Origin of the sequence: Streptomyces sp. NPDC079020 (genome assembly GCF_044542225.1) — a bacterium.
Taxonomy (GTDB): domain Bacteria; phylum Actinomycetota; class Actinomycetes; order Streptomycetales; family Streptomycetaceae; genus Streptomyces.
This window is the reverse complement of sequence record NZ_JBITUB010000026.1, coordinates 1-25238: the sequence shown is the minus strand read 5'-3', so window position 1 is coordinate 25238 and position 25238 is coordinate 1. Positions and strand designations below refer to the sequence as shown.

Here is a 25238-nt window from a genome sequence, read left to right as displayed (position 1 = left end):
CCGCGCCACTCGCGTTCCGGCGTCAGTCCTCGTGCTGCACCCACTGCGCCCTGTCGTGCCAGTAGCGGTACTCGGGCCGGGTCTTGATGCTGCTCGTACGGAACGGCCTGCCCCGGTCGTCGATGCGCAGCGTCCCGCTCCGGCCCCCGCTGCTCCACTCCAGCTCCAGGTACCAGGTCACATCGTGGCCCTCCACGTGCGCGTCGAGGTTGAACACCTCCACGTCGGTGGAGCTGACCCGGTATGGGAAGTCCTTCGCGGGGACGACGGTGTCGCCCTGCATCCCGGCGACCGGCTTCGAGCGCGGCCGGCCGTCGTCCAGGTCGATGTCGAAGCTCTGCGGTGTGATGCCGCTCCCGCACCCGTCACCCATCGAGTAGGCGGCCCAGGGCAGCGGCGCGTCGCGGGCCAGTACCCGCACGTGCAGCCCCTGAAGGACGACCGCCTCCTTCGAGGTGCCCTGGAGGGTGAGTTCGAGCATCATGTCGCCGCCGTCCACCCCGTCGAGCGCCCGCGCCCAGCCCCGGGTGTCCTGCGGCGGGGGCGGCGGCGGTACGTCGTCGGGCTTCTGGTCGAGGAGGTAGTACTGGCCGCAGGGCGCCTCCCAGTTGTACGAGCTGATGGTCGCGGTCACGGGTACACCGCTGCCCCCCGGCACACCGGGCGGGGCGGAGCGCCGGGCCGAAGCCGACGGTGTGGCCGAGGGGCCGCCCTTGTCCGGTGTGCCCGAAGGTGTCGGCGTACCGGTCGTCGCGGACGCGCTCGGTCCGGGTACGGGCGTGGAGGGGCCGGCTTCGGCGGTGGAGCGGGCCTTGCTCGCGGCGTGGTCACGGCCGTCGTCGGGCTCCCTGCCCGACAGGGCGGTCGCCACCAGCGCGCCGGAGACGGCGAGCGCGACGACGGCGGTCGCGGTGAGCAGGACGCGCAGCCGCCGCGAGGCGAACCGCCCGGCGCGGCGCGGCGCGGCCCGGTCCGCGGGTCCACCGACGAGTACGTCGGCGGGTCCGGCGTCGGATACGGCGCCGGTGGGTGCGGCGGCCGGTACGCCGGCGGGTTCATCGGTGGGTTCATCGGCCGGTCCGCCGGTGGGCACGCCGGACCGCGCCCCCGAGTCCGACGCTGACGGCGGCTCAGGCACGGCCACCGGCCCGCCCGGAGACGCCTGCTGTTCCCCCTCCACCGCACGCGCCAAGGTCTCCGGCGCGGACCTGGCCCCGGCCTCCGGCTTCGCCGCGCCCCGCCGCCGCGCCGCCTCGGCCACGATCCAGCGCCGGTGCAGCTCCACCAGTTCGTCGCCCGTGGCCCCGCAGAGCCGTGCGAGCCGCTCCACCGGGGCGTACTCGTTCGGCACGGCGTCCCCGTTGCAGTACCGGTGGAGCGTGGACGTACTGACGTGAAGTCTTCCGGCGAGAACTCCGTAGCTACGCCCCGAGCGCTCCTTCAGTTCCTTCAGCAGAGCCGCGAACTCCACAGCCTCCGGCGTCGCCACTTCGGCGTTCCCCCTCCTGGTCCGTCCCGGAACACCGTTCCAGGGACGTGGAATCTGCCCAGGTCACCGTACGCGCAGGCGTTCCAGCATTCCCAATGGGCTGAGCGGCGTTGCGGCCGGAATGGTTCGCCCCGCAATCTGTGGACACACCGCAGAGCAGCCCAGCACTCACCGGGAAGCAGCCGTGTCATTCCGTTCCCGCATCGAACCCATCGATGTCCTGGCGATCTGTGTGGTGATCGCGGCCACGACGGTCGTGACCCTCCTGATCCGCCATCACTGACCCGCCGGGTCAGCCTTCACACCACTTCGCACCGCACTACTCCACGGGGAGAAACACCATGCGCAGCAACCGCGTCCGCACCACCGCCCTCGCCGCCACCGCCCTCCTGGCGGCCCTCTCGCTCACCGCCTGCAACGGCGAGGACAGCGCGGCCGGATCCACCGCCTCCACGCCTTCCGCGGCCTCCGCCGGCACCGGCACCGGCACCGGCACCGGCACCGACCAGCAGGACCCCGCGAAGGACGGCAGCGAGGACAGCGGCGGCGACACCGCGACGAGCACCAGCAAGGGCGGCAGCACCGGCAACGGAACCGGCGACGCCCCCGCCGCCGCCAAGGTGCCCGGCACCAAGACCCCGGCCGGCAACTCCCGGCCGACCGACACCGCCTGCAACGACTCCAACACCAAGCTCACGCTCACCCCCGTGAGCCGCCCCGTCAACCACATGCTGCTCACGGTCACCAACACCGGCAGCAAGAACTGCCACGCGTACTACTACCCGGCCCTCCGCTTCGGCGAGGCCCAGTCCGTCCCGCCGGTCTACGAGGAGAGCAAGCCGCAGGCCGTGGTCACCCTCACCCCGGGCGAGTCCGCGTACGTCGGTGTCACGACGTCCTCCGCCGACGGCAGCGGCACCGGCGGCTACTCGACCAAGGACCTGTCCGTCAGCTTCGCGGGCAAGGGCGGCATCTCCGACAACACCGGCTCCCCGGCCGTCGTCCCGCTGAGCAAGAGCGTGTACGTGGACAGCACCCTGAAGGTCACCTACTGGCAGCGCGAGATGTCCGACGCGCTCAGCTGGTAACCCCGACCGCCGGAACACCGGCCGGCCCTCCCCGAAGAGCAACGCCCCGATGACTGGGCAGCCTTACCATCGGGGAGGGGGCCGCGGCCGGAACGGGACCGGCACCGGGGGAAGGGGCGGTGGGTCATGCGCAGGACGGCCGAAAAGCATCTCCGGCCCCCCTGGACGTCGCGGGTGAGAACGACGACCGCGATCGCCGGCCCGCTTCTCCTGGCCGCCCTTCTGCCCCTCCTCATGGTTGTGTGGGCCGGTGACGGCGCCCGGAAGCTGATGACCGGCGAGTCCGCCACCGTCCGGAGCGTCACGCGGTGCGTGGAGGGAGGCGCACAACTGCCCGCCCCCCACTGCTACGGGAGGTGGGCGTTCGCGGACGGCCGCACGGAGTCCGGAAGGATCACCGGCGCAAGAGTGGGCGAGGGCAACACGATCTTCGCGGGCGACGGCTGGGCGTACGAGTCCACCTCACCGCTCCATACGAAGGTCTGGCTCACGGTCGCCCTCTTCCTCGCCGGAGCGGCCGCCCTGGGTGCCGGTTGGGTGAGCTACCGGAGGACCCGGGACGGCGAAGCTCCCGGCGGGGCGGTCACGGACAGGGCCTGAGGGCTGTCCCGTAGCATCGGCCGCATGGCAATGTTCGTGCACCTGACACCTGCGGCGAACGCGGCACGCATCCGCCGCTCCGGGATACGGGCCGTCAGCCACGGCCGCGCCGGATCACGGGGCCTCTACTGCTTCCCGGTCCTCCCCTCGTACACCCTCACCCACCAGTGGCTGCGCGAACTGTCCCGGCGCAGCGGGCCCGGCGGTCTCGTCGCCGTCCACATCCGCCTGCCGGACGACGAACCCGTCACCCTGGGCCACTTCGGCCGCGCCCCCGCGACCACCACCGCCGCCGAGGCGGTCCGCCGCACGGCCGCCCTGGAGGACCCGCGCGGCTGGGAGGTCTTCGTCCCCCGTACGGTCACCAACCGCGAGGTGCACCGGCTGCGTCCGGTCAAACAGGTCACCGGCTGGCGCTACTTCCCCGGCTCGAACGGCAAGGCCCCCTGCACCTGCTTCGGCTGCCGGGTGCGCGGCGAGTACGGCTCCCAACGCCTGCGACAGCGCCGCCCGCACCCCCTGGACGGCCCGGCCCCCGCCCCCGCGGTGCTCCTCCGCCGGATCGCCGCGGCGGGCGACCCCGGCGATCCGGCGCAACTCGTGCCGGCGCTCTACTGGTTCCACATGCGCCGACGCGGCCCGCTGGACCGACTGGCCCACCTGGCCGACCACCCGCACCCCGATGTCCGGGCGGCCCTGGTCGACGCGGTCGCCGGCTGGTCGACCCCGGGCGTCGCGGACCTTCTCCACCGCCTGTCGGACGACCCGCACGCGAGCGTCCGCGAGGCCGTCGCGTTCGCCGCGCCCGCCGAGAAGGCCTGAACGGGCCCCGGACTCCCGCCGGTCGCGGGTCTTCCCGCGTACCCGGGGCCCGCACGGAAGGCCCCCGGGCGCTGTCAGTGGCGCCGCTTAGAGTCACGTTCATGGCATCGCTTCCGAACCCTCTGCCGTCCCTGGCCTCCTCCGGCCTGGACCTCCCGCCCGGCTCCCTGGTGGACGACACCCTGGACGGCACCTGGTCCGAACCGCTCCTCTGGTACGCGAACGACCCGGCGCCCCACGGCACATGGGCCGCGATGCGGACCGCCGGGAAGCCGCTGGGGCTGCTCCCGGTACTGATCGACGGCGGGCGGCGGGAGCAGTGGCCCGAGGAGTGGGACCTCGACCCGGACGGGACGTCGTACCCCGGTGACCACGACGCCGAGGAGGTCCTCAACGACTACCGGACGTACAACACCGAGGAGTTCGAGGACAGCCCCGGTCACCTGACCCTGACCCCCCGCCCCGAGACCGCCGGGCCGGACGAACCGGACGTGCTGGCGAAGGAGATCGCGGCCCAGATCATCGACGCGGGCGACGACGGGCCGTCCGGGCCGCGCATCGCCCTGGTCCCCGCCCGCCGCAGCGCCGACATACCGGCGGCCATCGGCTGGACCGGCCCGATGAACCACGAGAACGACGTGGCCAGGCTCTGCGCGGTGCTCCGCTCCTGGGAGGACCGGTTCGACATCCGGGTCGTCGAGCTGGGGTTCGACACCTTGGTCGTCTCCGTCGCACGGCCGCCCACGACCCCGGCGGAGGCACGCGCACTGGCCGAGGAGCACTACGCGTTCTGCCCGGACAACCTCGACCAGGGCCGGTCGGACGACCTGGACGTCTACGCGGAGAAGGCGCTGCTCAACAAGGAGGCGTGGTCCTTCTGGTGGGACTGACCCCTCGGAGGCCGGGGGTGGTGCCGACGCGCCACCCCGCTCGCCCCCACCGCGTCCGCCGGCGCCCGGCGGCCCGCCGCACCCCCACCCGACGCCCCACTTCCCGGAAGGTGCCCCGTGCCATGACCCGACCCGACACCTCGGACCCGGCCCAGCGCCTCATCGCCGAGTACCGCGCCCTGCCGGCCGACAGCGACAGGAAGCGCGAGATCATCGCCGCGCTGGACGGCGACGCGTCCGCGCAGCCGTTCCTCGTCTCGGTGGTCGCCGACGCGGGCGAGTACGACCTCGCCCGCATCGAGTCCGCCACGGTCCTGCGCCTGTGGCCCCCGGCCGATCCCGGGCTGCGGCACCGCGCGGGCAGGGCCCTGCTGGCAGCGCTGCTCGACCCCGAGGAGGACCTGGTGCGCCAGTACGCGGCCATGGCACTGGGCCCCTACGCCACCCACGACCCCGGGATCACCGAGGCGCTGGCCGCCGCCGCGCGGTCGGACGAGGACCCTCTCGTACAGGCCTGCGCGAGGTCCGCCCTGAAGGAGGCGGGCCGCGCCTGAGCCCGAAGGGCCTTCCCGCGTGTTCGCGACATGTGCAGGAAAGGGCGCCGAGACAACCTGATCGCTATCCGGAACATCTCCTCTCACAAGCCCGCGCCACCGGCGCGGGACAGTGAACGAGGAGCTGGAGCATGGCCCGACGCCGCAGCCGCCCGAAACGTCTTCGCGGGCTCCGTGTCGACTACCCCCGTCGCGGGAGAACCAACTGGCGCCGCTGGGTACCTTCGTGGCGGCAGGTGCTGGGCGGGTTCCTGCTCGGAGTCGGCGCGCTGGCCGGGCTGTTCACCGGCGTGTACGCGTCCGTCGACATCCCGGACGAGAACGCCGAGGCGCGCAGGCAGGGCAGCGTCTACTACTGGTCGGACGGCAGCCAGTTGGTGAGCGTGGGTGAGGTCAACCGGCAGAACGTCACGCTCGCCGACATACCCGACTCGGTGGAACGGGCGGTCATCGCCGCCGAGAACGAGACCTTCTACGACGACCCGGGGGTCTCGGCGACGGGGATCGCCCGCGCGGTCGTCAGCATGGTCAAGGGCGGCGAGACCCAGGGCGGCTCCACCATCACCCAGCAGTACGTGAAGAACACCTACCTCAGCCAGGAGCAGTCCGCCTCACGGAAGTTCCAGGAGTTCTTCATCTCGCTGAAGCTGAACAACGAGAAGAGCAAGGAGGAGATCCTCCAGGGGTATCTGAACACCTCGTGGTTCGGCCGCGGCGCCAACGGCGTCCAGGCTGCCGCGCAGGCGTACTACGGGATCCCCGCGAAGGACCTCGACCCCAGCCAGGCGGCACTGCTCGCCGCACTGCTCAAGGGGGCGGAGGAGTACGACCCCGCCGGCGGCAAGGGCAACCACGAGCGCGCCGTGGACCGCTGGGAGTGGATCCTGGACCGTCAGGTGGAGGTCGGCATGATGACGAAGGCCGAGCGCGCGCAGTACCGGATGTTCCCCGAACCGCGGACGGCTGCCAAGCCGACCAGTCTCGGCGGCCAGACCGGCTACCTCGTCGACATCGCCAACAAGTACATCAAGAAGCGCTCCGGCCTCACCGACAAGGACCTCGCCCGCGGCGGCTACAAGGTGCACACCACCTTCGAGAGGGACAGGGTGCAGCAGCTGGAGCGGGCCGTGCGGAGCGTGCGCGAGCGCGACCTCGCCCCCAAGAAGCGCCCCGAGGACAAGTACGTCGAGGTCGGCGCGGCATCCGTGCGGCCCGACGGGGCCGTGGCCGCGGTGTACGGCGGGGCCGACGCGGTCACCCGCTTCGCCAACAACGCCGACACCGCGGGCGTCCCCGTCGGCTCGGCCTTCAAGCCCTTCGTGCTGGCCGCGGCCCTTCAGCACGGCGACGGCATCACCCTGGAGAGCGGCTACGACAGTCACGGCCGGCTGATCAAGGGCAGCACGGGCGTGGTGCCCGTCCTCCCGCCGGGTACCGCCCCCCCGGCGGGTACCGTCCCCGGGTCGGTGGCGGTTACGGCGCCGACGACGCTGAGCGAGGCGCTGATCACCTCGGCCAACGCCACCTTCGTCCAGCTCGGCAAGCACATCGGGCTCAAGAAGGTGAAGGAGCTGGCCATCGCGGCCGGCCTGCGCGAACAGAGCCTGGCGCGCCTGGACAAGTCCTTCCCCCTCGGCACGTCCACACCCAGCGCGGTCAGGATGGCGGACGCGTACACCGCCTTCAGCAATGAGGGCATGCGGGCCGATCCCTACTCGGTGACCAGGATGACCCGGGACGGCGAGACGATCGAGGGCTTCGAGAAGCCCGAACCGCGGCGCGCGATGGACGCCGCGGTGGCGAACAACGTGAAGAACGTCCTGGGAACGGTGGCCTGGACGAGGCTGACGCGGGAGAGGGATTTCGGCGCGTTCTCCAGTGCCACGGCTCTCGACGGCCTGCTGGCGGGCGCGACCAGCGAGGACGACCGGATGAAGTCGGCCTGGTTCATCGGCCACACCGAGGGGCTGACCACGGCTGTCACGGTGTTCCGCAACAAGCCCGGCACCCCTCAACTGCTGGGAATGCAGGGCATGAGCGGAGACGAGACGAATCGCGGCAACGTCTTCCCGCTCCGGATCTGGACCTCCTACGTCGCCGGGAAGTAGGCCCCACCGGCCGGTCCCCGTACGCGAAGTGCACGGCGTACGCCACGTACGCCTCGTACGCCTCGTACGTGAAAAGTCCCGCCCCGCTCCCGGAGTACGTCACGGGCGCGGGGCGGGACTCTTCGCGTACACGCCTCAGGAGCCGCCGCGCCCCAGCCGCTGCGCGACCTCGGTCGCCCAGTACGTCAGGATCATCCGCGCCCCGGCCCGCCGGATGCCCGTCAGGCTCTCCAGGATGGCCGCGTCCCGGTCGATCCAGCCCTTCTCCGCCGCCGCCTCGATCATCGCGTACTCACCGCTGATCTGGTACGCGGCGACCGGCACGTCCACCGAGTCGGCGACCTTGGCGAGGATGTCCAGGTACGGGCCGGCCGGCTTGACCATGACCATGTCGGCGCCCTCTTCGAGGTCGAGCGCCAGCTCGCGCAGCGACTCACGGGCGTTCGCCGGGTCCTGCTGGTACGTCTTGCGGTCGCCCTTGAGCGAGGAGCCGACGGCCTCGCGGAAGGGGCCGTAGAAGGCGGAGGAGTACTTCGCGGTGTACGCGAGGATCGAGACGTCCTCGTGGCCCGTCTGGTCCAGCGCGTCCCGGATGACACCGACCTGGCCGTCCATCATGCCGCTGGGGCCCACCACATGGGCGCCCGCGTCGGCCTGGACCTGGGCCATCTCGGCGTACCGCTCCAGGGTGGCGTCGTTGTCGACGCGGCCGTCGGCGGTCAGGACGCCGCAGTGGCCGTGGTCGGTGTACTCGTCCAGGCAGAGGTCGGACATGACGACGAGATCGTCACCGACCTCCTCCCGTACGGCGCGCAGACCGAGCTGGAGGATGCCCTCCGGGTCCGTGCCCACCGTGCCCCGGGCGTCCTTGCGGCTGTCCTCCGGGACGCCGAAGAGCATGATCCCCGAGACCCCGGCCGACACCGCCTCGACGGCGGCCTTCCGCAGGGTGTCCAGGGTGTGCTGGTACACACCGGGCATGGCCGAGATGGCGACCGGGGCGTCGAGGCCCTCGCGGACGAACGCCGGGAGGATCAGGTTCGCCGGGTCGAGCCGTGTCTCGGCGACCATCCGCCGCATCGCCGGGGTCGTCCGCAGCCGCCGGGGGCGGGAGCCGGGGAAGTTTCCGTACACAGTCATCCTTCGACGATAGACCCGTACACATCAGTGTCTTACCGACACCCGTGCCGGAAAAAGCCCGCGCCCGGGGGGAACGACGGACGGGCCCGGCCGCCGAAGCAGCAGGGCCCGTCGTCCGTGTCCGGACCGGTCAGGTCGTCGAGCGGCGGCGGCGCGCACCCGGGCGCCGCTCGCTCGGCCGGGTCACCGGGTCACCGGCCTCCTTCGCCGCGTCCCGGCGCTGCGCGCCGAAGGCGGCCAGCGCCTCGGCGAGCTTGTGCACCGATGGCTCCGGCGACAGGACGTCGACCCGCAGGCCGTGCTCCTCGGCGGTCTTGGCCGTGGCCGGGCCGATGCACGCGATGACGGTCAGGTTGTGCGGCTTGCCCGCGATGCCGACCAGGTTGCGCAGCGTCGAGGACGAGGTGAAGAGCACCGCGTCGAAGCCGCCGCCCTTGATGGCCTCACGCGTGTCGGCGGGCGGCGGCGAGGCGCGGACCGTGCGGTACGCGGTGACGTCGTCGACCTCCCAGCCCAGCTCGATGAGACCGGCCACCAGTGTCTCGGTGGCGATGTCGGCGCGCGGCAGGAAGACACGGTCGATCGGGTCGAAGACCGGGTCGTAGGGCGGCCAGTCCTCCAGCAGACCGGCGGCGGACTGCTCGCCGGACGGCACCAGGTCGGGCTTCACACCGAAGTCGATCAGCGCGGCGGCGGTCTGCTCGCCGACTGCCGCGACCTTGATCCCGGCGAAGGCACGGGCGTCGAGCCCGTACTCCTCGAACTTCTCCCGGACGGCCTTCACGGCGTTCACGCTGGTGAAGGCGATCCACTCGTAGCGGCCCGTGACCAGGCCCTTGACCGCGCGCTCCATCTGCTGGGGCGTACGCGGCGGCTCGACGGCGATCGTCGGGACCTCGTACGGCACGGCGCCGTACGAACGCAGCTGGTCGGAGAGGGATGCCGCCTGCTCCTTCGTACGCGGCACGAGCACTTTCCAGCCGAACAGCGGCTTGGACTCGAACCACGCGAGCTGGTCGCGCTGGGCGGCGGAGCTCCGCTCCCCGACCACGGCTATGACGGGCTGGTGCCCGTCCGGCGACGGGAGGACCTTGGCCTGCTTCAGGACCTGGGCGATCGTCCCGAGGGTCGCCGTCCAGGTGCGCTGGCGGGTGGTCGTGCCCGCGACCGTGACGGTCAGCGGGGTGTCGGGCTTGCGGCCCGCGGACACCAGCTCACCGGCGGCGGCCGCGACCGAGTCCAGCGTGGTCGCCACGACGGCCGTCGCATCGCTCGCGCCGACCTCGCTCCAGCAGCGGTCCGAGGCGGTACGGGCATCCACGAAGCGCACGTCGGCGCCCTGCGCATCACGCAGCGGCACTCCGGCGTACGCGGGCACGCCCACGACGTTCGCGACACCGGGAACGACCTCGAAAGGCACCCCCGCGGCGGCGCACGCGAGCATCTCCGTGCCCGCGTTGCCGTCGAGGCCGGGGTCGCCGGTGACAGCACGGACGACCCGCCTGCCACCCTTCGCGGCCTCCATGACAAGATTGGCCGCATCCCTGAGAACGGGTACGGCAGTTGTTGACGCCACGTCAACAACCGTCAGCTCAGGGGTGCTTACGCCTGCCCGCGCATGGCAGCGAACAACGTCGAGAACCTCCGGTTCTGCGACAAGGACGTCCGCGCTCGCAAGCGCCTCGACGGCGCGCAGCGTCAGCAGACCCGGGTCGCCGGGACCGGCGCCGAGGAAGGTGACGTGCCCTTGTGCGGACAGGACCGGAAAGTCGGATGCGGCGGGGCCGGTGGGGCTCAAAGTGCTCGCTCCCCCATAAGACCGGCCGCACCCTTGGCAAGCATCTCGGCCGCGAGCTCGCGACCGAGGGCCGCCGCGTCGTCGTGCGACGTGGGGACGGGACCGGTGGTGGACAGCTGCACCATCGAGGAGCCGTCGGTGGTACCGACGACACCGCGCAGGCGCAGTTCGTTGACAGTCTGCCCGTCGACCTGGAGGTCGGCCAGCGCACCCACGGGTGCGGAGCAGCCGGCCTCCAGGGCGGCGAGCAGGGCACGCTCGGCGGTCACGGCGGCCCGGGTGTACGGGTCGTCGAGCTCGGCGAGCGCGGCGGCGAGGTCCGCGCTGGTCTCAGCGCATTCGATCGCCAGTGCTCCCTGGCCGGGAGCGGGCAGAACGGTGCCGACCGCAAGGAAGTCGGTCACCTCACCGGTCCGGCCGAGGCGGCTGAGCCCGGCGGCGGCGAGAACCACCGCGTCCAGCTCTCCGCTCCGGACGAATCCGATCCGCGTATCGACGTTGCCCCGGATCGGCACGGTCTCGATGTCGAGGCCGTGGGACCGGGCGTACGCGTTGAGCTGCGCCATGCGGCGCGGCGAACCGGTGCCGATGCGGGCACCGGACGGCAGTTGCGCCAAGGTCAGTCCGTCGCGCGCCACCAGGACGTCGCGCGGGTCCTCGCGCTGAGGTACGGCGGCCAGCACGAGGCCCTCGGGCTGCGCGGTCGGCAGGTCCTTGAGCGAGTGGACCGCGAAGTCCACCTCTCCGCGCAGCAGTGCCTCGCGCAGCGCGGCGACGAACACACCGGTCCCGCCGATCTGCGCCAGGTGCTCGCGGGAGATGTCCCCGTACGTGGTGATCTCGACGAGCTCGACGGCGCGCCCGGTCACCTCGCTGACCGCGTCGGCCACCAGGCCGGACTGCGCCATGGCGAGCTTGCTGCGCCGGGTGCCCAGGCGCAGGGGCGCGGGCTTCCGCGCGGCCGGGGATGAGTTGTCGGTCATGACCGCCCTCTATTCGGGTCGTTCAGGTCTGCCCGGGAGACGGCGGCCACCGTCTGCGGGTCGAGGTCGAAGAGTTCCCGCAGCGCATCGGCGTACCCGGCGCCGCCGGGCTCACTGGCGAGCTGCTTGACCCGCACGGTGGGCGCGTGCAGGAGTTTGTCGACGACGCGCCGCACGGTCTGCGTGATCTCGGCGCGCTGCTTCTCGTTCAGGTCGGGGAGACGTCCGTCCAGGCGGGCGATCTCACCGGCGACCACATCGGCGGCCATGGTGCGCAGGGCGACCACGGTCGGAGCGACATGGGCGGCGCGCTGAGCGGCGCCGAACGCGGCGACCTCGTCGGCGACGATGGTGCGCACCTGGTCCACGTCCGCGGCCATCGGGGCGTCCGCGGACGCCTCGGCGAGCGACTCGATGTCCACGAGGCGCACCCCGTCGATGCGGTGGGCCGCACCGTCGATGTCGCGCGGCATGGCGAGATCGAGCAGGGCCAGCCGCACGGGGCCGGTGGACTGGGCGGGCACGGTGGCCCGCACGGTCGTCACGGCGGCGGAGGCGGCCGATGTGGCGGAACCGTTCTCCACCCACGCGGCGTGCTGGTCGAGGTCGGCCGGCACGGCGGTGACGGTGGCCGCGGGCGCCTCGACGGCGGCGTCGAAGGTGATGCCGAGCGCTCCGGCGACGGCCTCGGCGGTCAGGACGAGCCCGGTGGCCCCGGTGCAGGACACCACGACGTCTGCACGTGTCAATTCGTCCGCGACCGCGGTCATCTCGACGGCCTGGGCGCGCACTCCGGTGCCCTCCGCCTGGTGCAGGATCTCGACGAGGCGGTCGGCGCGGGCCCGGGTCCGGTTGGCGACGACGATCTCGGAGACGCCGGTGCGGGCGAGGGTGGCGGCGGCCAGCGAGGACATCGAGCCCGCGCCGATGACCAGGGCACGCTTGCCCCCGGCCCAGACGGCGGGGTCGGCGCCGCCCGCGAGCTGCTGGAGCCCGAAGGTGACGAGCGACTGCCCGGCCCGGTCGATCCCGGTCTCGCTGTGGGCCCGCTTCCCGACCCGCAGAGCCTGCTGGAACAGGTCGTTCAGCAGCCGGCCGGCGGTGTGGGTCTCCTGGCCCAGCGCGAGCGCGTCCTTGATCTGGCCGAGGATCTGGCCCTCGCCGACGACCATCGAGTCCAGTCCGCAGGCCACCGAGAAGAGGTGGTGGACGGCCCTGTCCTCGTAGTGCACATAGAGATACGGAGTGAGCTCGTCGAGCCCGACCCCGCTGTGCTGGGCGAGCAGGGTGGACAGCTCGGCGACGCCCGCGTGGAACTTGTCCACGTCGGCGTACAGCTCGATGCGGTTGCAGGTGGCCAGCACGGTGGCCTCGGTCGCGGGCTCCGCGGCGAGGGTGTCCTGCAGCAGCTTGGCCTGGGTCCCGGCAGCGAGCGAGGCCCGCTCCAGTACGGAGACGGGGGCGCTGCGGTGACTCAGACCGACGACGAGAAGGCTCATGCCGGCATCACGGCGGGCATGTCCCCGTCGGGTCCCTTCCGGCTCACAGGGGTGGCGCGCATCGGCGGCGCGGACTCGTCGTCGCCCTCGGCGGCGGCGATGTCCTCACCGGCCTTGCGCTGCTCGTGGAAGGCGAGGATCTGGAGCTCGATGGACAGGTCCACCTTGCGCACGTCGACCCCCTCGGGAACCGAGAGCACGGTCGGCGCGAAGTTCAGGATGGAGGTCACACCCGCGGCCACGAGCCGGTCGCAGACCTGCTGCGCGGCGCCCGGCGGGGTGGTGATCACGCCGATGGACACACCGTTGTCGCTGATGATCCGGTCCAGGTCGTCCGTGTGCTGGACGGCGATGCCCGCGACCGGCGTTCCGGCCATGGCGGGGTCGGCGTCGATCAGGGCCGCGACCCGGAAACCGCGGGAGGCGAAGCCGCCGTAATTGGCGAGCGCCGCGCCGAGGTTACCGATGCCGACGATGGCGACCGGCCAGTCCTGGGTGAGCCCGAGTTCACGGGAGATCTGGTAGACGAGATACTCGACGTCGTACCCGACACCGCGGGTGCCGTAGGACCCCAGGTAGCTGAAGTCCTTGCGCAGCTTGGCGGAGTTGACCCCCGCCGCCGTGGCGAGTTCCTCGGAGGAGACCGTGGGAACGGATCGTTCGGACAGCGCGGTCAGTGCGCGCAGGTACAGCGGAAGTCGGGCGACGGTGGCCTCGGGAATTCCTCGGCTACGGGTCGCCGGTCGGTGAGTTCGGCCAGTTGCCACGGTGCTCCTGCGGGATGAGCGGGGCTGCAGGCGGCCGTATGTCCCAAGACCGCCCCGTCGAATGCAGGCTATGTCTTTGTGAACGCGTGCACAAAGATGGTGTCCGTTTTGTCCGGTCAAAGTGACCGGGGTCACGCACATTGCCTGCGCGTTCCCGGAACCATGGACCGCATCAACCCGTTGCGGGCTCGAAGGGGGCAAAGCGGTACACACTCCTCACGTCTACGCCCCCGAGACCACTCAAAACGCCCATGATGTTAGCCCGGTTTCGCCGCGCCGGTCGGCCTCAGGCGCCCAGCGCGCTGCGCAGCCGTTCCGGATCCACCCGCCAGAACGTGTGCTGCTCGCCGTCGATCAGCACCACCGGGATCTGCTCCCAGTACTCCTTGTACAGCGCTTCGTCCTGGGTGATGTCCTTCTCCACCCACGACGCGCCGGTCTCCGCGCAGACCGCGTCCACCACCGCCCTCGCGTCCTCGCAGAGGTGACAGCCGGGCTTCCCCACCATGGTGACCACCCGGTCGGCGGGCTTCTTCTTCGTACGACGCAGCAAGGCACTCATACACACATTCTGCTCCCGCGCCGGACCGCCCCCGCCCCGTGGCGGCACATTCCCGTACGCCCGGAATCTCCCGTTCGGCGATTCGGCCCCGAAGAGTTCACGCGTCCGCATCCCGGCAGGTCGGGCAGGTAGGGGCGGACTGGTTATGCTCACGGCATGGCCGCTCTTGGATGGCTCACACCCCGTAGGCGTTCCGCGACTGCACGGAGCGTGCTGGCAGGCGAAGCAGCAGCCGAAGCCGCACGCAGGGCCTCGCTCGCGCCCGACGACTCCCCTCTTCTTACGGAAGCGCCCGAAGCCGGGGCTCCCGAAGCCGGGGAACCCGCCTTCCCGGTGGCCGGGGACGACCGCGCCGCCGCCTTCTTCGACCTCGACAACACCGTGATGCAGGGCGCCGCGATCTTCCACTTCGGCCGCGGTCTGTACAAACGGAAGTTCTTCCAGCGCCGCGAGCTCACCCGGTTCGCCTGGCAGCAGGCGTGGTTCCGGCTGGCCGGCGTCGAGGACCCGGAGCACATGCAGGACGCCCGCGACAGCGCCCTGTCCATCGTCAAGGGCCACCGCGTCTCCGAGCTGATGTCCATCGGCGAGGAGATCTACGACGAGTACATGGCCGACCGCATCTGGCCCGGCACCCGCGCGCTCGCCCAGGCCCACCTCGACGCCGGCCAGAAGGTCTGGCTCGTCACGGCCGCCCCGGTGGAGACCGCCACGATCATCGCCCGCCGCCTCGGCCTGACCGGCGCGCTGGGCACCGTCGCCGAATCCGTCGACGGCGTCTACACCGGCCGCCTGGTCGGCGAACCGCTGCACGGTCCCGCCAAGGCCGAAGCCGTACGCGCGCTGGCCGCGGCCGAGGGCCTCGACCTGGCGCGCTGCGCGGCCTACAGCGACTCCCACAACGACATCCCGATGCTCTCCCTGGTCGGCCACCCCTACGCGATCAACCCGGACACCAAGCTCCGCAAGCACGCCCGCGCCCTGGACTGGCGGCTGCGCGACTACCGCACAGGCCGCAAGGCCGCCAAGGTCGGCATCCCGGCCGCGGCCGGTGTCGGCGCCCTGGCCGGCGGCACCGCCGCCGCGGTCGCGCTGCACCGCCGCCGCCGCTGACCCCGCCGACGACCCGCCGCCGCCGACCTGTGCGCACCCCCGGGCCGGGTCCCGGCCGGGGCCACGCCCGGGGCGGCGGGTCCGATCGGAAACCGCCGGCCACGCACCGCAACCGCCCCTCCGGCCAGTCGGATTACCGGCGACCGACCACAACCCGTCGCGCCCATAGGCAGATCACGAAGTAATCCGATCAATAAACGGTCACGATGTGCTACTTGATACGTCACTTAGCGGTAAGAGAAACGACGTAACCGATGATTTGAGCAACTCGGTGTAGCGCCGCCTGTACGAAGCGTTATTCTCCTCAGACGCATACCGAAGCTGTCACCCGCTACGACAGGTGACGGTATTCGAACTGCTCGTGATGGAAGCTCTGCCTCTGGGAGTCCCGTGTACCCACACGTCGGGGTTGACGCCTCGGGCCTGGCTACGCTGCGTGCAACGGTCATTGACCGCTTGCGCGGCTTCGTCCCCACCGCGTACGCCGTCCCCGCCTTTGCCACCCCTGCACCTGCCGGCCCTTGCTACGCCCTGGCCGAACGCAGTGCGGCGGTCGGAAGACGCAGCAACCGCGGCGCTACGACCACGTCAGCCGTTCGTCGGCCGACCGCCGACAGCGACAGCGCGCGCATGATGGATCTCGTCGAGCGCGCACAGGCCGGTGAGGCGGATGCCTTCGGCCGCCTATACGACCAGTACAGCGACACCGTGTACCGGTACATCTACTACCGCGTGGGCGGCAAGGCGACGGCGGAGGACCTCACCAGTGAGACCTTCCTCCGCGCGCTGCGCCGTATCTCCACGTTCACCTGGCAGGGGCGAGACTTCGGCGCCTGGCTGGTCACCATCGCTCGAAACCTGGTCGCCGACCACTTCAAATCCAGTCGTTTCCGACTGGAAGTGACCACCGGCGAAATGCTCGACGCCAACGAGGTCGAGCGCAGCCCCGAGGACTCCGTCCTGGAGTCCCTCTCCAACGCCGCACTGCTGCAGGCCGTGCGCCGACTCAACCCACAACAGCAGGAGTGCGTCACCCTGCGGTTCCTGCAGGGCCTCTCGGTCGCCGAGACCGCCCGGGTGATGGGCAAGAACGAAGGTGCGATCAAGACCCTTCAGTACCGTGCCGTCCGCACGCTCGCCAGGCTCCTGCCGGACGACGCCCGCTGACCCGCCGCCGGGGCTCCGGCTCCGGCGGCTCCCGCCGACGCACCCGCCGACGCACACCCGCCGACGCACACCTGCCGACGCGCAGCCGCCGATGAACGTCGGCCGACGAACCCACCTTCGGCCGATGAACCCACCGTCGGCCGAAGAGAAACGGTCGCGGAAAACGCTTTCGGTGACCATTCCGTCACACACTGGTCCGATCATCCTTCGTGCGTAACCCAACTGCCGCGCAGCTCGTTGTGCCGGTTGCAGGCCCCCTGTCGTCACCCCATGTCTGTTCCCACTCACTCAATCGTGTGGAAACGTTCAAGGTGTGCAACCTTCCGGACCCCCAGGGGAGTCGACCGTGCATGACGAGAGGAGGTGCCGCCAGTGATCGCAAACGTTTCGGCACACCGGCGGGCGAACGCCTTCGCCCAGGCCCTGGAGGAGCAGACGCACCAGGGTGCGGCGGCCGTACAGCCCGAGGAACCGGCCGAACAGGCCGACCACGGAAAGCTGTTGGCCCTGGCGAACGGCCTCGGTGAACTACCGAAGCCGCAGTTGGATCCCGAGGTCAAAGAGGTGCAGCGAGCCCAGCTCGTCGCCGCCATGGAGACCATGTTCGCCGAGGGGGGCGCGTCCACGGGCCCTCCGGTACCCGAACAACGGAGCAAGGGGGCCCACCGGGCCTCCCCACTGCGGAAACTGCGCCCCCGCTCACGCTGGGCGAAGGGCCTCACCGCGGGTGGGCTCACCGTCGGTGTGGCCGCGGGCGCCTTCGGCGGAGTGGCCGCCGCCAGCTCCGACGCCCTGCCCGGTGATTCGCTCTACGGGCTCAAGCGCGGCATCGAGGACATCAACCGCGGCATGGCCAGCGGCGACGCGGACCGCGGCGAGGTCTACCTCGACCAGGCGTCGACCAGGCTGAGCGAGGCACGCCGCCTGATGGAGCGGGCCCGTGCCGGCGAGATGGACCACGAATCGCTCGGGGAGGTCAGACGCGCGCTCAACGGCATGTCGCACGACGCCGGGGAGGGCCACCGGCTTCTCCACTCCGCGTATCAGCGCGACGGCGCCATCGGCCCGATCCAGACCCTGGACTCCTTCTCCCGCTCGCACCGCGAGAGCTGGAGCACCCTTCGCGACCGGCTTCCCGTGCAGCTGACCGATGTCGGCGACAAGGTCAACTCGGTCTTCGAAGCCATGGACCAGGAAGTCGCCCCGCTCCAGTCCCTGCTCCCCCGCCCGGCGGGCGGGAGCGGCGACAGCGTGCGCTCCGGCTCCCCCGGACAGTCCGGCGACACCGCGCGGTCCCGGCAGCCCGCGCCCTCGTCGCCCGAGGCCTCCGAGGGCAGCGCGGGTGACAGCACGTCACCCGCGCCCTCCGGCTCCGACAGCGCCCCGGCCGAAGGGCTGCTCGGCGGTGCGGACGGGTTGCTGGACGGCCTCCCGACGGACGATGCCACCCCGTCGCCGGACGGGCAGGTCAGCCCCCCTCCCGCACCGGACGTCACCCTCCCGCCCCTGCTCCCCGGTCTGCTTCCCGGCCTGGGGATCGACGGCGAGCACCTGAAGCCGTAGGCGGTACGGGAGGGGGCCGGCCGCTCGGATCGAGCGGCCGGCCCCCTCCCCGAAGCGCTCCCGGCCGTGGGCTCAGAAGAAGACCGACCGCCGCTGCACCAGCAGCTTGTACAGCGTGTGCTGGATCTGCTCCCGCACCTGGTCCGTCAGGTTGAACATCAGCATCGGATCCTCCGCCGCATCCGGCGGATAGCCGTCCGTGGGAATCGGCTCCCCGAACTGGATCGTCCACTTCGTCGGCAACGGCACCGCCCCCAACGGCCCCAGCCACGGGAACGTCGGCGTGATCGGGAAGTACGGAATCCCCAGCAGCCGCGCCAGCGTCTTCGCGTTGCCGATCATCGGATAGATCTCCTCCGCGCCCACGATCGAGCACGGCACGATCGGGGCCCCCGCCCGCAGTGCCGTCGAGACGAAACCGCCGCGCCCGAAGCGCTGCAGCTTGTACCGCTCGCCGAACGGCTTGCCGATGCCCTTGAAACCCTCCGGCATCACTCCGACGATCTCGCCGCGCTCCAGCAGCCGTTGCGCGTCCTCCGCGCAGGCCAGCGTGTGACCGGCCTTGCGCGCGAGCTCGTTGACGACCGGCAGATGGAACACCAGATCGGCGGCCAGCAACCGCAGATGCCGTTCGGCCGGATGGTTGTCGTGCACCGCGACCTGGAGCATCAGCCCGTCCAGCGGCAGCGTCCCGGAGTGGTTGGCCACGATGAGCGCCCCGCCCTCGGACGGGATGTTCTCGATGCCCTTCACCTCGACCCGGAAGTACTTGTCCGCGACCGGCCGGAGCATCGACATCAGGACCTGGTCGGTGAGTTCCTTGTCGTAACCGAACTCGTCGACCTCGTAGTCCCCGGTGACCCGCCGCCGCAGGAAGGCGAGCCCACCCGCGATCCGCCGGTCCCAGCCGCCCCGCTCCAGGCCGCCCTGGGCTCCCTGGGCTCCCTGTGACTCCTGGGACTCCCGGGGCGGCTCGGGCCCCTCCGGGGGCACCTGGCCGCCCGGCAGCGCGCTCACGGGCGCCGCGGGGCCCTCGCCCCGTCCACCGCTGCCCGTCCCGGTCCGGCGCCGCGCCGGACGCGAGGCGCCGCCGGACCGCGAACGGTCGTCCTCGAACGGAATGACCTTGGCATCCGCCATCGTCGGTGCGCTCCTCTACCTGGCGCCATGAGTCGTCTGTACCGCACCGGCCCCGTCACCCGACGGTCCGGCACCGGCCCCGCCCGGGAGCGGCAGCGCCGCCAGCCGGTCCACCACCCTGCCCACGACCTCGGGCGGCAGCAGCCCCGGCCCCCGGCCGCGCACGAACTCCGCGAAGGTCTCCGCCGTGCTGAACCGCGGCCGGAAACCCAGCGTCTCGCGCATCTGCACGGTGGAGACCACCCTGCCATGCGTGAGCAGCCGGATCTGTTCCGGTGAGAAGTCGGTCATGCCGATCGTACGGAGGGCCGAGCCGACCCAGGTGACGGCGGGCAGCAGCACCGGCACGGTCGGCCGCCCCAGCCGTCGGGAGCACTGCGAGAGCAGCAGCACCCCGTCACCCGCGATGTTGAACGTCCCGCTGTTCAGCGTGGAGCGCCGGGGCTCGCGCGAGGCGATCCCCAGCACGTCGATGACATCGTCCTCGTGCACGAACTGGAGCCGCGGGTCGTATCCGAACACCGTGGGCAGGACCGGCAGCGAGAGATAGTCGGCGAGCGGCGAGTCCGGCTCGGGTCCCAGGATGTTCGCGAACCGCAGTACGCACACGGCGACGTCCGGCCGGCGGCGGGCGAAGCCCCGTACGTACCCCTCGACCTCCACCGCGTCCTTGGCGAAGCCGCCGCTGGGCAGCGACTTGGGCGGGGTGGTCTCGGTGAACACCGCCGGGTCCCGGGGCGCGGAGCCGTAGACACTCGTACTGGACTTGATCACGAGCCGTTGGACGGTCGGCGACTTCTGGCAGGCACCGAGCAGCTGCATGGTGCCGATGACGTTGTTCTCCTTGATCGCCGTCCGGCCGCCCGCGCCGAGCGACTTGCCGGAGACGTCCAGATGGACCACCGTGTCGACGGAGTGCTGGGCGAGGACCCGGGCGATCGCGGGCTGCCGGATGTCCGCGCGTACGAAGTCCGCGTCGCCCAGCCGGTGCCCGGGTGCGACCGCGTCGACGGCGATCACCCGGTCCACCCCGGGCTCCCGCTGGACGCGCCGCACGAAGCGGCCCCCCAGCTGCCGGGCCGCTCCTGTGACGAGCACGACCTTGCCCAAGATCAGCGCCTTCCGTCGGTCGTGAACGCGGGACCCCACGAAGCGGGGAATCCCCTGGCCGTCACCGTAACCGGTGGATGTTGCCCCGTGACGACCCCATGACGGGCTTTGCCGCGGGCTTGCCGAAAAAGCACCGCAGCCCTCCCGCCAGGACGGCGGAAGGGCTGCGGATTCACGAACTGCGTTCGCTTACTTCTTGTTGCGACGCTGAACGCGCGTGCGCTTGAGCAGCTTGCGGTGCTTCTTCTTGGCCATCCGCTTGCGCCGCTTCTTGATAACAGAGCCCACGACTACCCTCGCTCACTTCTTCTTCACTGGTGCGGGGCGTCTGGGCCCACACGACCTACGTCGGCCTAGCCTACCCGCCACCGGGTGAGGGGCGTAATCCGAGGGCAATGTCAGGCCGACTCCACCCCCACAAAGGACTCGCGGAGATACTCGTGAACCGCTTGCTCCGGCACCCGGAACGACCTTCCCACCCGGATCGCCGGCAGATGACCGCTGTGCACCAAGCGGTACACGGTCATCTTCGACACTCGCATGACCGAGGCGACTTCCGCCACAGTCAGAAACTTGACCTCGTTGAGAGGCCTCTCGCTGCCAGCAGCCATGACCCACCTGTACCTTCCGCACGCGACGCGCACCGGCTTCCCCTCCGGTGACTCTTCGTCGTTGTGCGCTCACTGCCCAGATTAGGGGCGGGTGATGCGAGTGGGGAAGAGGAGAGGCGATCGGCCGCCTACTGTGACAGACACGCCCGATTGAGTACATAGCGAGTAAGCGGGCGGTAGTAATCCGCCTGCACCGCGTCATCAACCGGAACCACGACGGACACCCGCCCCTCGGCCTCCCCGACGAACAGCGCGGGATCGTCCGTATCGGCCAGCCCGATGGCCTCGATGCCCAGCTGACCTGCGCCGCAGACCCAGCCGTGGTCCCCGATCACCAGCCCCGGAAGCACTCCGAGCCGCTCCACCGCGGCCGCCAGCGCGACCCGAACCGGCAGCGGCGAGTGGCTGTGCACGCCGGTCTCACCACCGGGCGTCCGCACTCCGGGTTCGCGCACCAGGGCGACGCGTCGTACGTAGTCGAGGTGGTACGTGCGTACGCCGAACCGGGTCGTTATGTCGACACATCGCCCCTGCGCGGGAGTGAGGACGGGGCACCCGGCCGCCGACAAGGCGTCTGCCAGCTCGGCGTAGAACCCGAGCAGCCGGTGCGGATGGCCGGTCCCGAACAGCACCGGTAGCCCCCGGGCCACCGCACGCGCGAGCCGCTCGGCGAACGCGGCCAGCCCTGCCAGCGTACGTTCGGGGTCGATCACATCCTGACCGGAAACATGTGCGGGATCGTCCGAGACCCCGCACCTGTCGGCCATCAGCCGTAACAGATCCCGCTCTCCCCAGGCCCACTCCGGATCGAGACCGAGCGTCACCCTCGGATCTCTCGCCGCGAAGAGCCGATAGCTCCGCAGACTGTTCTCCCGCGAGGTGGCCACGGGCCCGGCCAGCCGGGCCGCCAGCAAATGAGCGCGCAGCGCTCCGGTGCTCAACACTCTCTCGATGCTCCCGCACGGCGCCCGGCCGGGGGACGGAAACCCGCGTGAAGCCCCACAGTTGGCGTAACCGTTCCGCACGCGCGCCCAGCCCGGCCACGCACCGATGACCCGGCCACCCACCGACCAGGTCTCAGGCCAGCAGACCCCGCAGTGGGAACGCCGCCCGCCGGGTCGCCAGCACCGCCTGGTCCAGCCGGTCCGCCGGGTCGTACCCCGCGTCCCACGGCTGCCAGGACGGCGTCCGCCCATCCGTCATCCGGGCCGGCCCCAACTGCCGGGTCCGGGCGTAGACCTCGTCCCGCCACGACGCCGGAATCACCGACTCCGGGTCCACCGGCGCATGTGCGGCGATCCCCACCAGATGGGTCCAGGACCGCGGCACCACATCCACGACCGCGTACCCGCCACCGCCCAGCGCCACCCAGCGCCCGCCCTCCACATACTCATGGGCGAGATCGTGGCAGGACGCCATGACCGCCCGCTGCGCGTCCAGCGACACCGCGAGATGCGCCAGCGGATCCTCGAAGTGCGTGTCGGCCCCGTGCTGGGTCACCAGCACCTGCGGCCGGAAGTCCGCGATCAGCTCGGGAACCACCGCGTGGAAGGCCCGCAGCCACCCCGCGTCCCCCGTCCCGGCGGGCAGCGCCACATTGACCGCACCGCCCTCGCCCGCCCCCGAACCGGTCTCCTCCGGCCACCCGGTCTGCGGAAACAGCGTGCGCGGGTGCTCGTGCACCGACACGGTCAGCACCCGCGGGTCCTCCCAGAACGCGGCCTGCACACCGTCGCCGTGGTGGACGTCCACATCGACGTACGCGACCCGCTCCGCACCCAGCTCCAGCAGCCGGGCGATGGCGAGCGCCGGGTCGTTGTAGATACAGAACCCCGCGGCGCCGCCGGGCATCGCGTGGTGCAGTCCCCCGGTGAAGTTCACCGCGTGCGCGGTCTCCCCCCGCCACACGGCCTCCGCCGCCCCCACCGACAGCCCGGCGATGAGCGCGGACGCCTCGTGCATGCCGGAGAAGGCCGGATCGTCCACGGTGCCGAGCCCGTACGCCTGGTCGGCCGACCGGGGATCCGCGGACGCGGCCCGCACCGCCGCCACGTAGTCCGCGCGGTGGACCAGCCGCAGCGTGGAGTCCCCGGTGGCCTTCGCCGCCCGTACGTCCACGGCCCCGTCGAGCCCGAACGCCCGGACCAGCCCCATCGTCAGGGCGAGCCGGACAGGGTCCATCGGATGGCTGTCCCCGAAGTCGTATCCCGTTACTGCGTCATCCCACATCAGCTGTGCGCGGCCGCTCATGCCCGCCACCGTATCGGGCAGGCTCCGCACCGAACGACCGGGCATACACGAGGGTCGCCAGCACCATCACCATCGGTACGAGCATCGCGCCCCGGTAGCTCCACGCGTCCCCGAGCGCCCCGACCAGGGGCGAACCGACGAGGAATCCCACGTAGTTGAAGATGTTCAGCCGGGCGATGGCCACATCGCTGGCCCCGGGGAACATCCGCCCGGCCGCCGCGAAGGTCTGCGGCACGATCACACAGAGCCCGAGCCCGAGCATCGTGAACCCGAGCATCCCCGCCCAGGCCCCCGGCGCCACGGCCACCACCCCGAAGCCGGCCGCCGCCAGCACGGTCCCGCCCCGCACCACGGCCACCGCCCCGAGCCGCCGCACCCCGAAGTCCCCGACGGCCCGCCCCAGCAGCGTCGTCACCATGTAGACGTTGTACGGAACCGTCGACATCTGCTCCGAACTGCCCAGCACGTCCTGGAGGTACTTGGCACTCCAGTTGGAGACGGTCGAGTCCCCGATGTAAGCGAAGCTCATCACGAGACACAGCGGCAGCAGCAGCTTGAACGGGACGGACGCGGGGTTCGCCCCGGCTCCACCGGCACCCTGCGCCTCCGGCCCCTTGCCCTCGGTGTACCACCGGCTGCCGATCAGCGCGGCGGGCAGCAGCAGCACCACGGCGGGCAGATAGGACACGAGCAACGACAGATCCCAGTGCGCCCCCGCCCAGGCCATCGAGGCCCCCGCGATCCCGCCGAGGCTGTACACGGCATGGAACCCGAGCATGATGCTGCGCCCGTACGCCCGCTGAAGGCTGACGCCCATCATGTTCATCGAGGCGTCCAGCGCCCCGACGGCCAGCCCGAACACTCCCAGCGCGAGAGCCACGTGCCACACCTGCCCGCCGCCGCCCACCCCGAGCAGGGCCAGCAGCACGACGGGCTGCGCCCACCTGAGTACGGTCCCGGGCCGCACCCGCGCGACCACCTTCTCGGTCGCCACGCTGCCGACCCCCGCCAGGATCGGCACAGCGGCGAGGAAGACGGGCAGCAGCCCGTCGGATATCCCGTACTGGTCCTGGATGGCGGGGATACGCGTCACGAGCAGCGCAAAGGTCACCCCTTGCACAAGGAAGCTCAACGCCAAGGAAGCCCGACCGTGCCGCAACCGCGCATCTGTCATGGCGGGAGCGTAGAGCCAGGAACTACCCATGGGTAGATGGATCAGGCAAGCAATTCCGGCAGCTGCGCCATGTCGGAGAAGTAGCCGGTCACGCCGTTCAGCCGGTCCGCCGGCATCATCGACGTAAACCCGTACACATCCATCCCGGCAGCCCTGGCGGCCTCCACACCGAGCGGGCTGTCCTCGATGACGACGCACCGTTCCGGGGCGACCCCCATGCGCTCGGCGGCGTACAGGAACAGGTCCGGCGCCGGCTTCCCCCGCCCGACGTCCTCCGAGCTGAAGATCCACTCCTCCTCGAACCACTGGTCCAGCCCGGCCGCCCGGTGCCCGACCCTGATCCGTTCGTGGCTGCTGGAGGAGGCGACGCAGTAGTCCACCCCGTCGGCGACGAGCGTCCCCAGCAGTTCCTGCACCCCGTCCACCGCCACCAGCTCCCGCCGGAACGCGGCGAAGATCCGCGCGTGCAGTGTCTCGTCGAAGTCGGCGGGCAGCTTCTCGCCCGTCCGCTCCGTGACCAGATCGTGCACCCGGTGCACGGCGGCCCCCATGTAGTCACGGAGGGACTCCTCGTACGAGGTGGGGTGACCGAGTTCGGTGAGGTAGCCGGCGAGGATGGTGTTGGAGATCGGCTCACTGTCGACGAGCACACCATCGTTGTCGAAGATGACCAGTTCGTAGCGCATGGTTCGACCCTAGACGTTCAGAACGCAGAAAAGCCCCGTGCCACAAGGCACGGGGCTTTCCCGGAAAAATTGTTCGGCGGCGTCCTACTCTCCCACAGGGTCCCCCCTGCAGTACCATCGGCGC

At 71.2% G+C, this 25238-nt stretch carries 24 protein-coding genes; 9 read left to right on the top strand and 15 right to left on the bottom strand.

The window, feature by feature from the left end; genetic code table 11:
• Positions 1–22 precede the first annotated feature (22 nt).
• Positions 23–1489 (bottom strand): helix-turn-helix domain-containing protein, encoded by a 1467-nt coding sequence (locus tag ACIGJO_RS33645; protein WP_399964820.1) that lies wholly within the window; start codon positions 1487–1489, stop codon positions 23–25.
• 341 nt (positions 1490–1830) lie between these two features.
• Between ACIGJO_RS33645 and ACIGJO_RS33640 the strand changes: the two genes are divergently transcribed.
• From ACIGJO_RS33640 to ACIGJO_RS33615, 6 genes are all read left to right on the top strand, one after another.
• Positions 1831–2577 carry a DUF4232 domain-containing protein gene (locus ACIGJO_RS33640; protein WP_399964818.1) on the top strand — a complete coding sequence of 249 codons (747 nt, stop codon included), beginning with the start codon at positions 1831–1833 and terminating at the stop codon, positions 2575–2577.
• Positions 2578–2751: 174 nt separating this feature from the next.
• Entirely contained in the window at positions 2752–3177 is a 426-nt protein-coding gene (locus ACIGJO_RS33635; protein WP_399964816.1) for a hypothetical protein, read from the top strand.
• Between the two features lie 24 nt (positions 3178–3201).
• Entirely contained in the window at positions 3202–3999 is a 798-nt protein-coding gene (locus ACIGJO_RS33630; RefSeq protein WP_399964814.1) for a HEAT repeat domain-containing protein, read from the top strand.
• A gap of 101 nt (positions 4000–4100) precedes the next feature.
• Positions 4101–4889 carry a DUF4253 domain-containing protein gene (locus ACIGJO_RS33625; RefSeq protein ID WP_399964812.1) on the top strand — a complete coding sequence of 263 codons (789 nt, stop codon included), beginning with the start codon at positions 4101–4103 and terminating at the stop codon, positions 4887–4889.
• Between the two features lie 122 nt (positions 4890–5011).
• Positions 5012–5443, top strand: a complete 432-nt coding sequence (locus ACIGJO_RS33620) for a HEAT repeat domain-containing protein (RefSeq protein WP_399964810.1) — start codon at positions 5012–5014, stop codon at positions 5441–5443.
• A 131-nt stretch (positions 5444–5574) separates the two neighbouring features.
• Entirely contained in the window at positions 5575–7551 is a 1977-nt protein-coding gene (locus ACIGJO_RS33615; RefSeq protein WP_399964808.1) for a transglycosylase domain-containing protein, read from the top strand.
• A 135-nt stretch (positions 7552–7686) separates the two neighbouring features.
• Here ACIGJO_RS33615 and hemB read toward each other — a convergent pair whose 3' ends face one another.
• The 6 genes from hemB to ACIGJO_RS33585 all read right to left on the bottom strand — a co-directional run bounded on the left by hemB (position 7687) and on the right by ACIGJO_RS33585 (position 14300).
• Positions 7687–8691: a porphobilinogen synthase gene (hemB, locus tag ACIGJO_RS33610; RefSeq protein ID WP_399964806.1), complete on the bottom strand. Its 1005-nt coding sequence runs from the start codon at positions 8689–8691 to the stop codon at positions 7687–7689.
• Between the two features lie 130 nt (positions 8692–8821).
• The gene (locus tag ACIGJO_RS33605) at positions 8822–10489 is read right to left on the bottom strand and encodes a uroporphyrinogen-III synthase (protein WP_399964804.1); all 1668 of its coding nucleotides are present in this window, start codon (positions 10487–10489) and stop codon (positions 8822–8824) included.
• Positions 10486–11472, bottom strand: coding sequence for a hydroxymethylbilane synthase (hemC, locus tag ACIGJO_RS33600; protein ID WP_399964802.1), 987 nt, complete (start codon positions 11470–11472; stop codon positions 10486–10488). Before hemC ends, ACIGJO_RS33605 begins: the two co-directional genes overlap by 4 nt.
• The gene (locus tag ACIGJO_RS33595; protein WP_399964800.1) at positions 11469–12971 is read right to left on the bottom strand and encodes a glutamyl-tRNA reductase; all 1503 of its coding nucleotides are present in this window, start codon (positions 12969–12971) and stop codon (positions 11469–11471) included. Before ACIGJO_RS33595 ends, hemC begins: the two co-directional genes overlap by 4 nt.
• The gene (locus tag ACIGJO_RS33590; protein WP_329941348.1) at positions 12968–13738 is read right to left on the bottom strand and encodes a redox-sensing transcriptional repressor Rex; all 771 of its coding nucleotides are present in this window, start codon (positions 13736–13738) and stop codon (positions 12968–12970) included. Before ACIGJO_RS33590 ends, ACIGJO_RS33595 begins: the two co-directional genes overlap by 4 nt.
• A gap of 286 nt (positions 13739–14024) precedes the next feature.
• Positions 14025–14300 carry a glutaredoxin family protein gene (locus ACIGJO_RS33585; protein WP_399964798.1) on the bottom strand — a complete coding sequence of 92 codons (276 nt, stop codon included), beginning with the start codon at positions 14298–14300 and terminating at the stop codon, positions 14025–14027.
• A 156-nt stretch (positions 14301–14456) separates the two neighbouring features.
• Here ACIGJO_RS33585 and ACIGJO_RS33580 point away from each other — a divergent pair, with 156 nt between their 5' ends.
• From ACIGJO_RS33580 to ACIGJO_RS33570, 3 genes are all read left to right on the top strand, one after another.
• Complete coding sequence (locus ACIGJO_RS33580; RefSeq protein ID WP_399964796.1) at positions 14457–15413, top strand: HAD family hydrolase; 957 nt, start codon at positions 14457–14459, stop codon at positions 15411–15413.
• Between the two features lie 390 nt (positions 15414–15803).
• Positions 15804–16580 carry an ECF subfamily RNA polymerase sigma factor, BldN family gene (locus tag ACIGJO_RS33575; RefSeq protein WP_266922678.1) on the top strand — a complete coding sequence of 259 codons (777 nt, stop codon included), beginning with the start codon at positions 15804–15806 and terminating at the stop codon, positions 16578–16580.
• A 372-nt stretch (positions 16581–16952) separates the two neighbouring features.
• Positions 16953–18143, top strand: coding sequence for a DUF5667 domain-containing protein (locus tag ACIGJO_RS33570; protein WP_399964794.1), 1191 nt, complete (start codon positions 16953–16955; stop codon positions 18141–18143).
• A 72-nt stretch (positions 18144–18215) separates the two neighbouring features.
• Here the strand turns inward: ACIGJO_RS33570 and ACIGJO_RS33565 are convergent, their stop codons facing one another.
• From ACIGJO_RS33565 to ACIGJO_RS33530, 8 genes are all read right to left on the bottom strand, one after another.
• The gene (locus ACIGJO_RS33565; protein WP_399964792.1) at positions 18216–19283 is read right to left on the bottom strand and encodes a lysophospholipid acyltransferase family protein; all 1068 of its coding nucleotides are present in this window, start codon (positions 19281–19283) and stop codon (positions 18216–18218) included.
• A 15-nt stretch (positions 19284–19298) separates the two neighbouring features.
• Positions 19299–20393 (bottom strand): NAD-dependent epimerase/dehydratase family protein, encoded by a 1095-nt coding sequence (locus ACIGJO_RS33560; RefSeq protein ID WP_399964790.1) that lies wholly within the window; start codon positions 20391–20393, stop codon positions 19299–19301.
• A gap of 189 nt (positions 20394–20582) precedes the next feature.
• Positions 20583–20681 (bottom strand): 30S ribosomal protein bS22, encoded by a 99-nt coding sequence (locus ACIGJO_RS33555; protein ID WP_003948845.1) that lies wholly within the window; start codon positions 20679–20681, stop codon positions 20583–20585.
• Between the two features lie 110 nt (positions 20682–20791).
• Positions 20792–21004, bottom strand: a complete 213-nt coding sequence (locus tag ACIGJO_RS33550) for a helix-turn-helix domain-containing protein (RefSeq protein WP_014046653.1) — start codon at positions 21002–21004, stop codon at positions 20792–20794.
• A gap of 128 nt (positions 21005–21132) precedes the next feature.
• The gene (locus ACIGJO_RS33545; protein WP_399964788.1) at positions 21133–21948 is read right to left on the bottom strand and encodes a phosphatase; all 816 of its coding nucleotides are present in this window, start codon (positions 21946–21948) and stop codon (positions 21133–21135) included.
• Between the two features lie 133 nt (positions 21949–22081).
• Positions 22082–23254: an acetoin utilization protein AcuC gene (locus ACIGJO_RS33540; RefSeq protein WP_399964786.1), complete on the bottom strand. Its 1173-nt coding sequence runs from the start codon at positions 23252–23254 to the stop codon at positions 22082–22084.
• A complete protein-coding gene (locus tag ACIGJO_RS33535) occupies positions 23223–24428 on the bottom strand; it encodes an MFS transporter (protein ID WP_399964784.1) in 1206 nt (401 codons plus the stop codon). Before ACIGJO_RS33535 ends, ACIGJO_RS33540 begins: the two co-directional genes overlap by 32 nt.
• 41 nt (positions 24429–24469) lie before the next feature.
• Positions 24470–25114, bottom strand: coding sequence for an HAD family hydrolase (locus tag ACIGJO_RS33530; protein WP_399964782.1), 645 nt, complete (start codon positions 25112–25114; stop codon positions 24470–24472).
• Positions 25115–25238 lie beyond the last annotated feature (124 nt).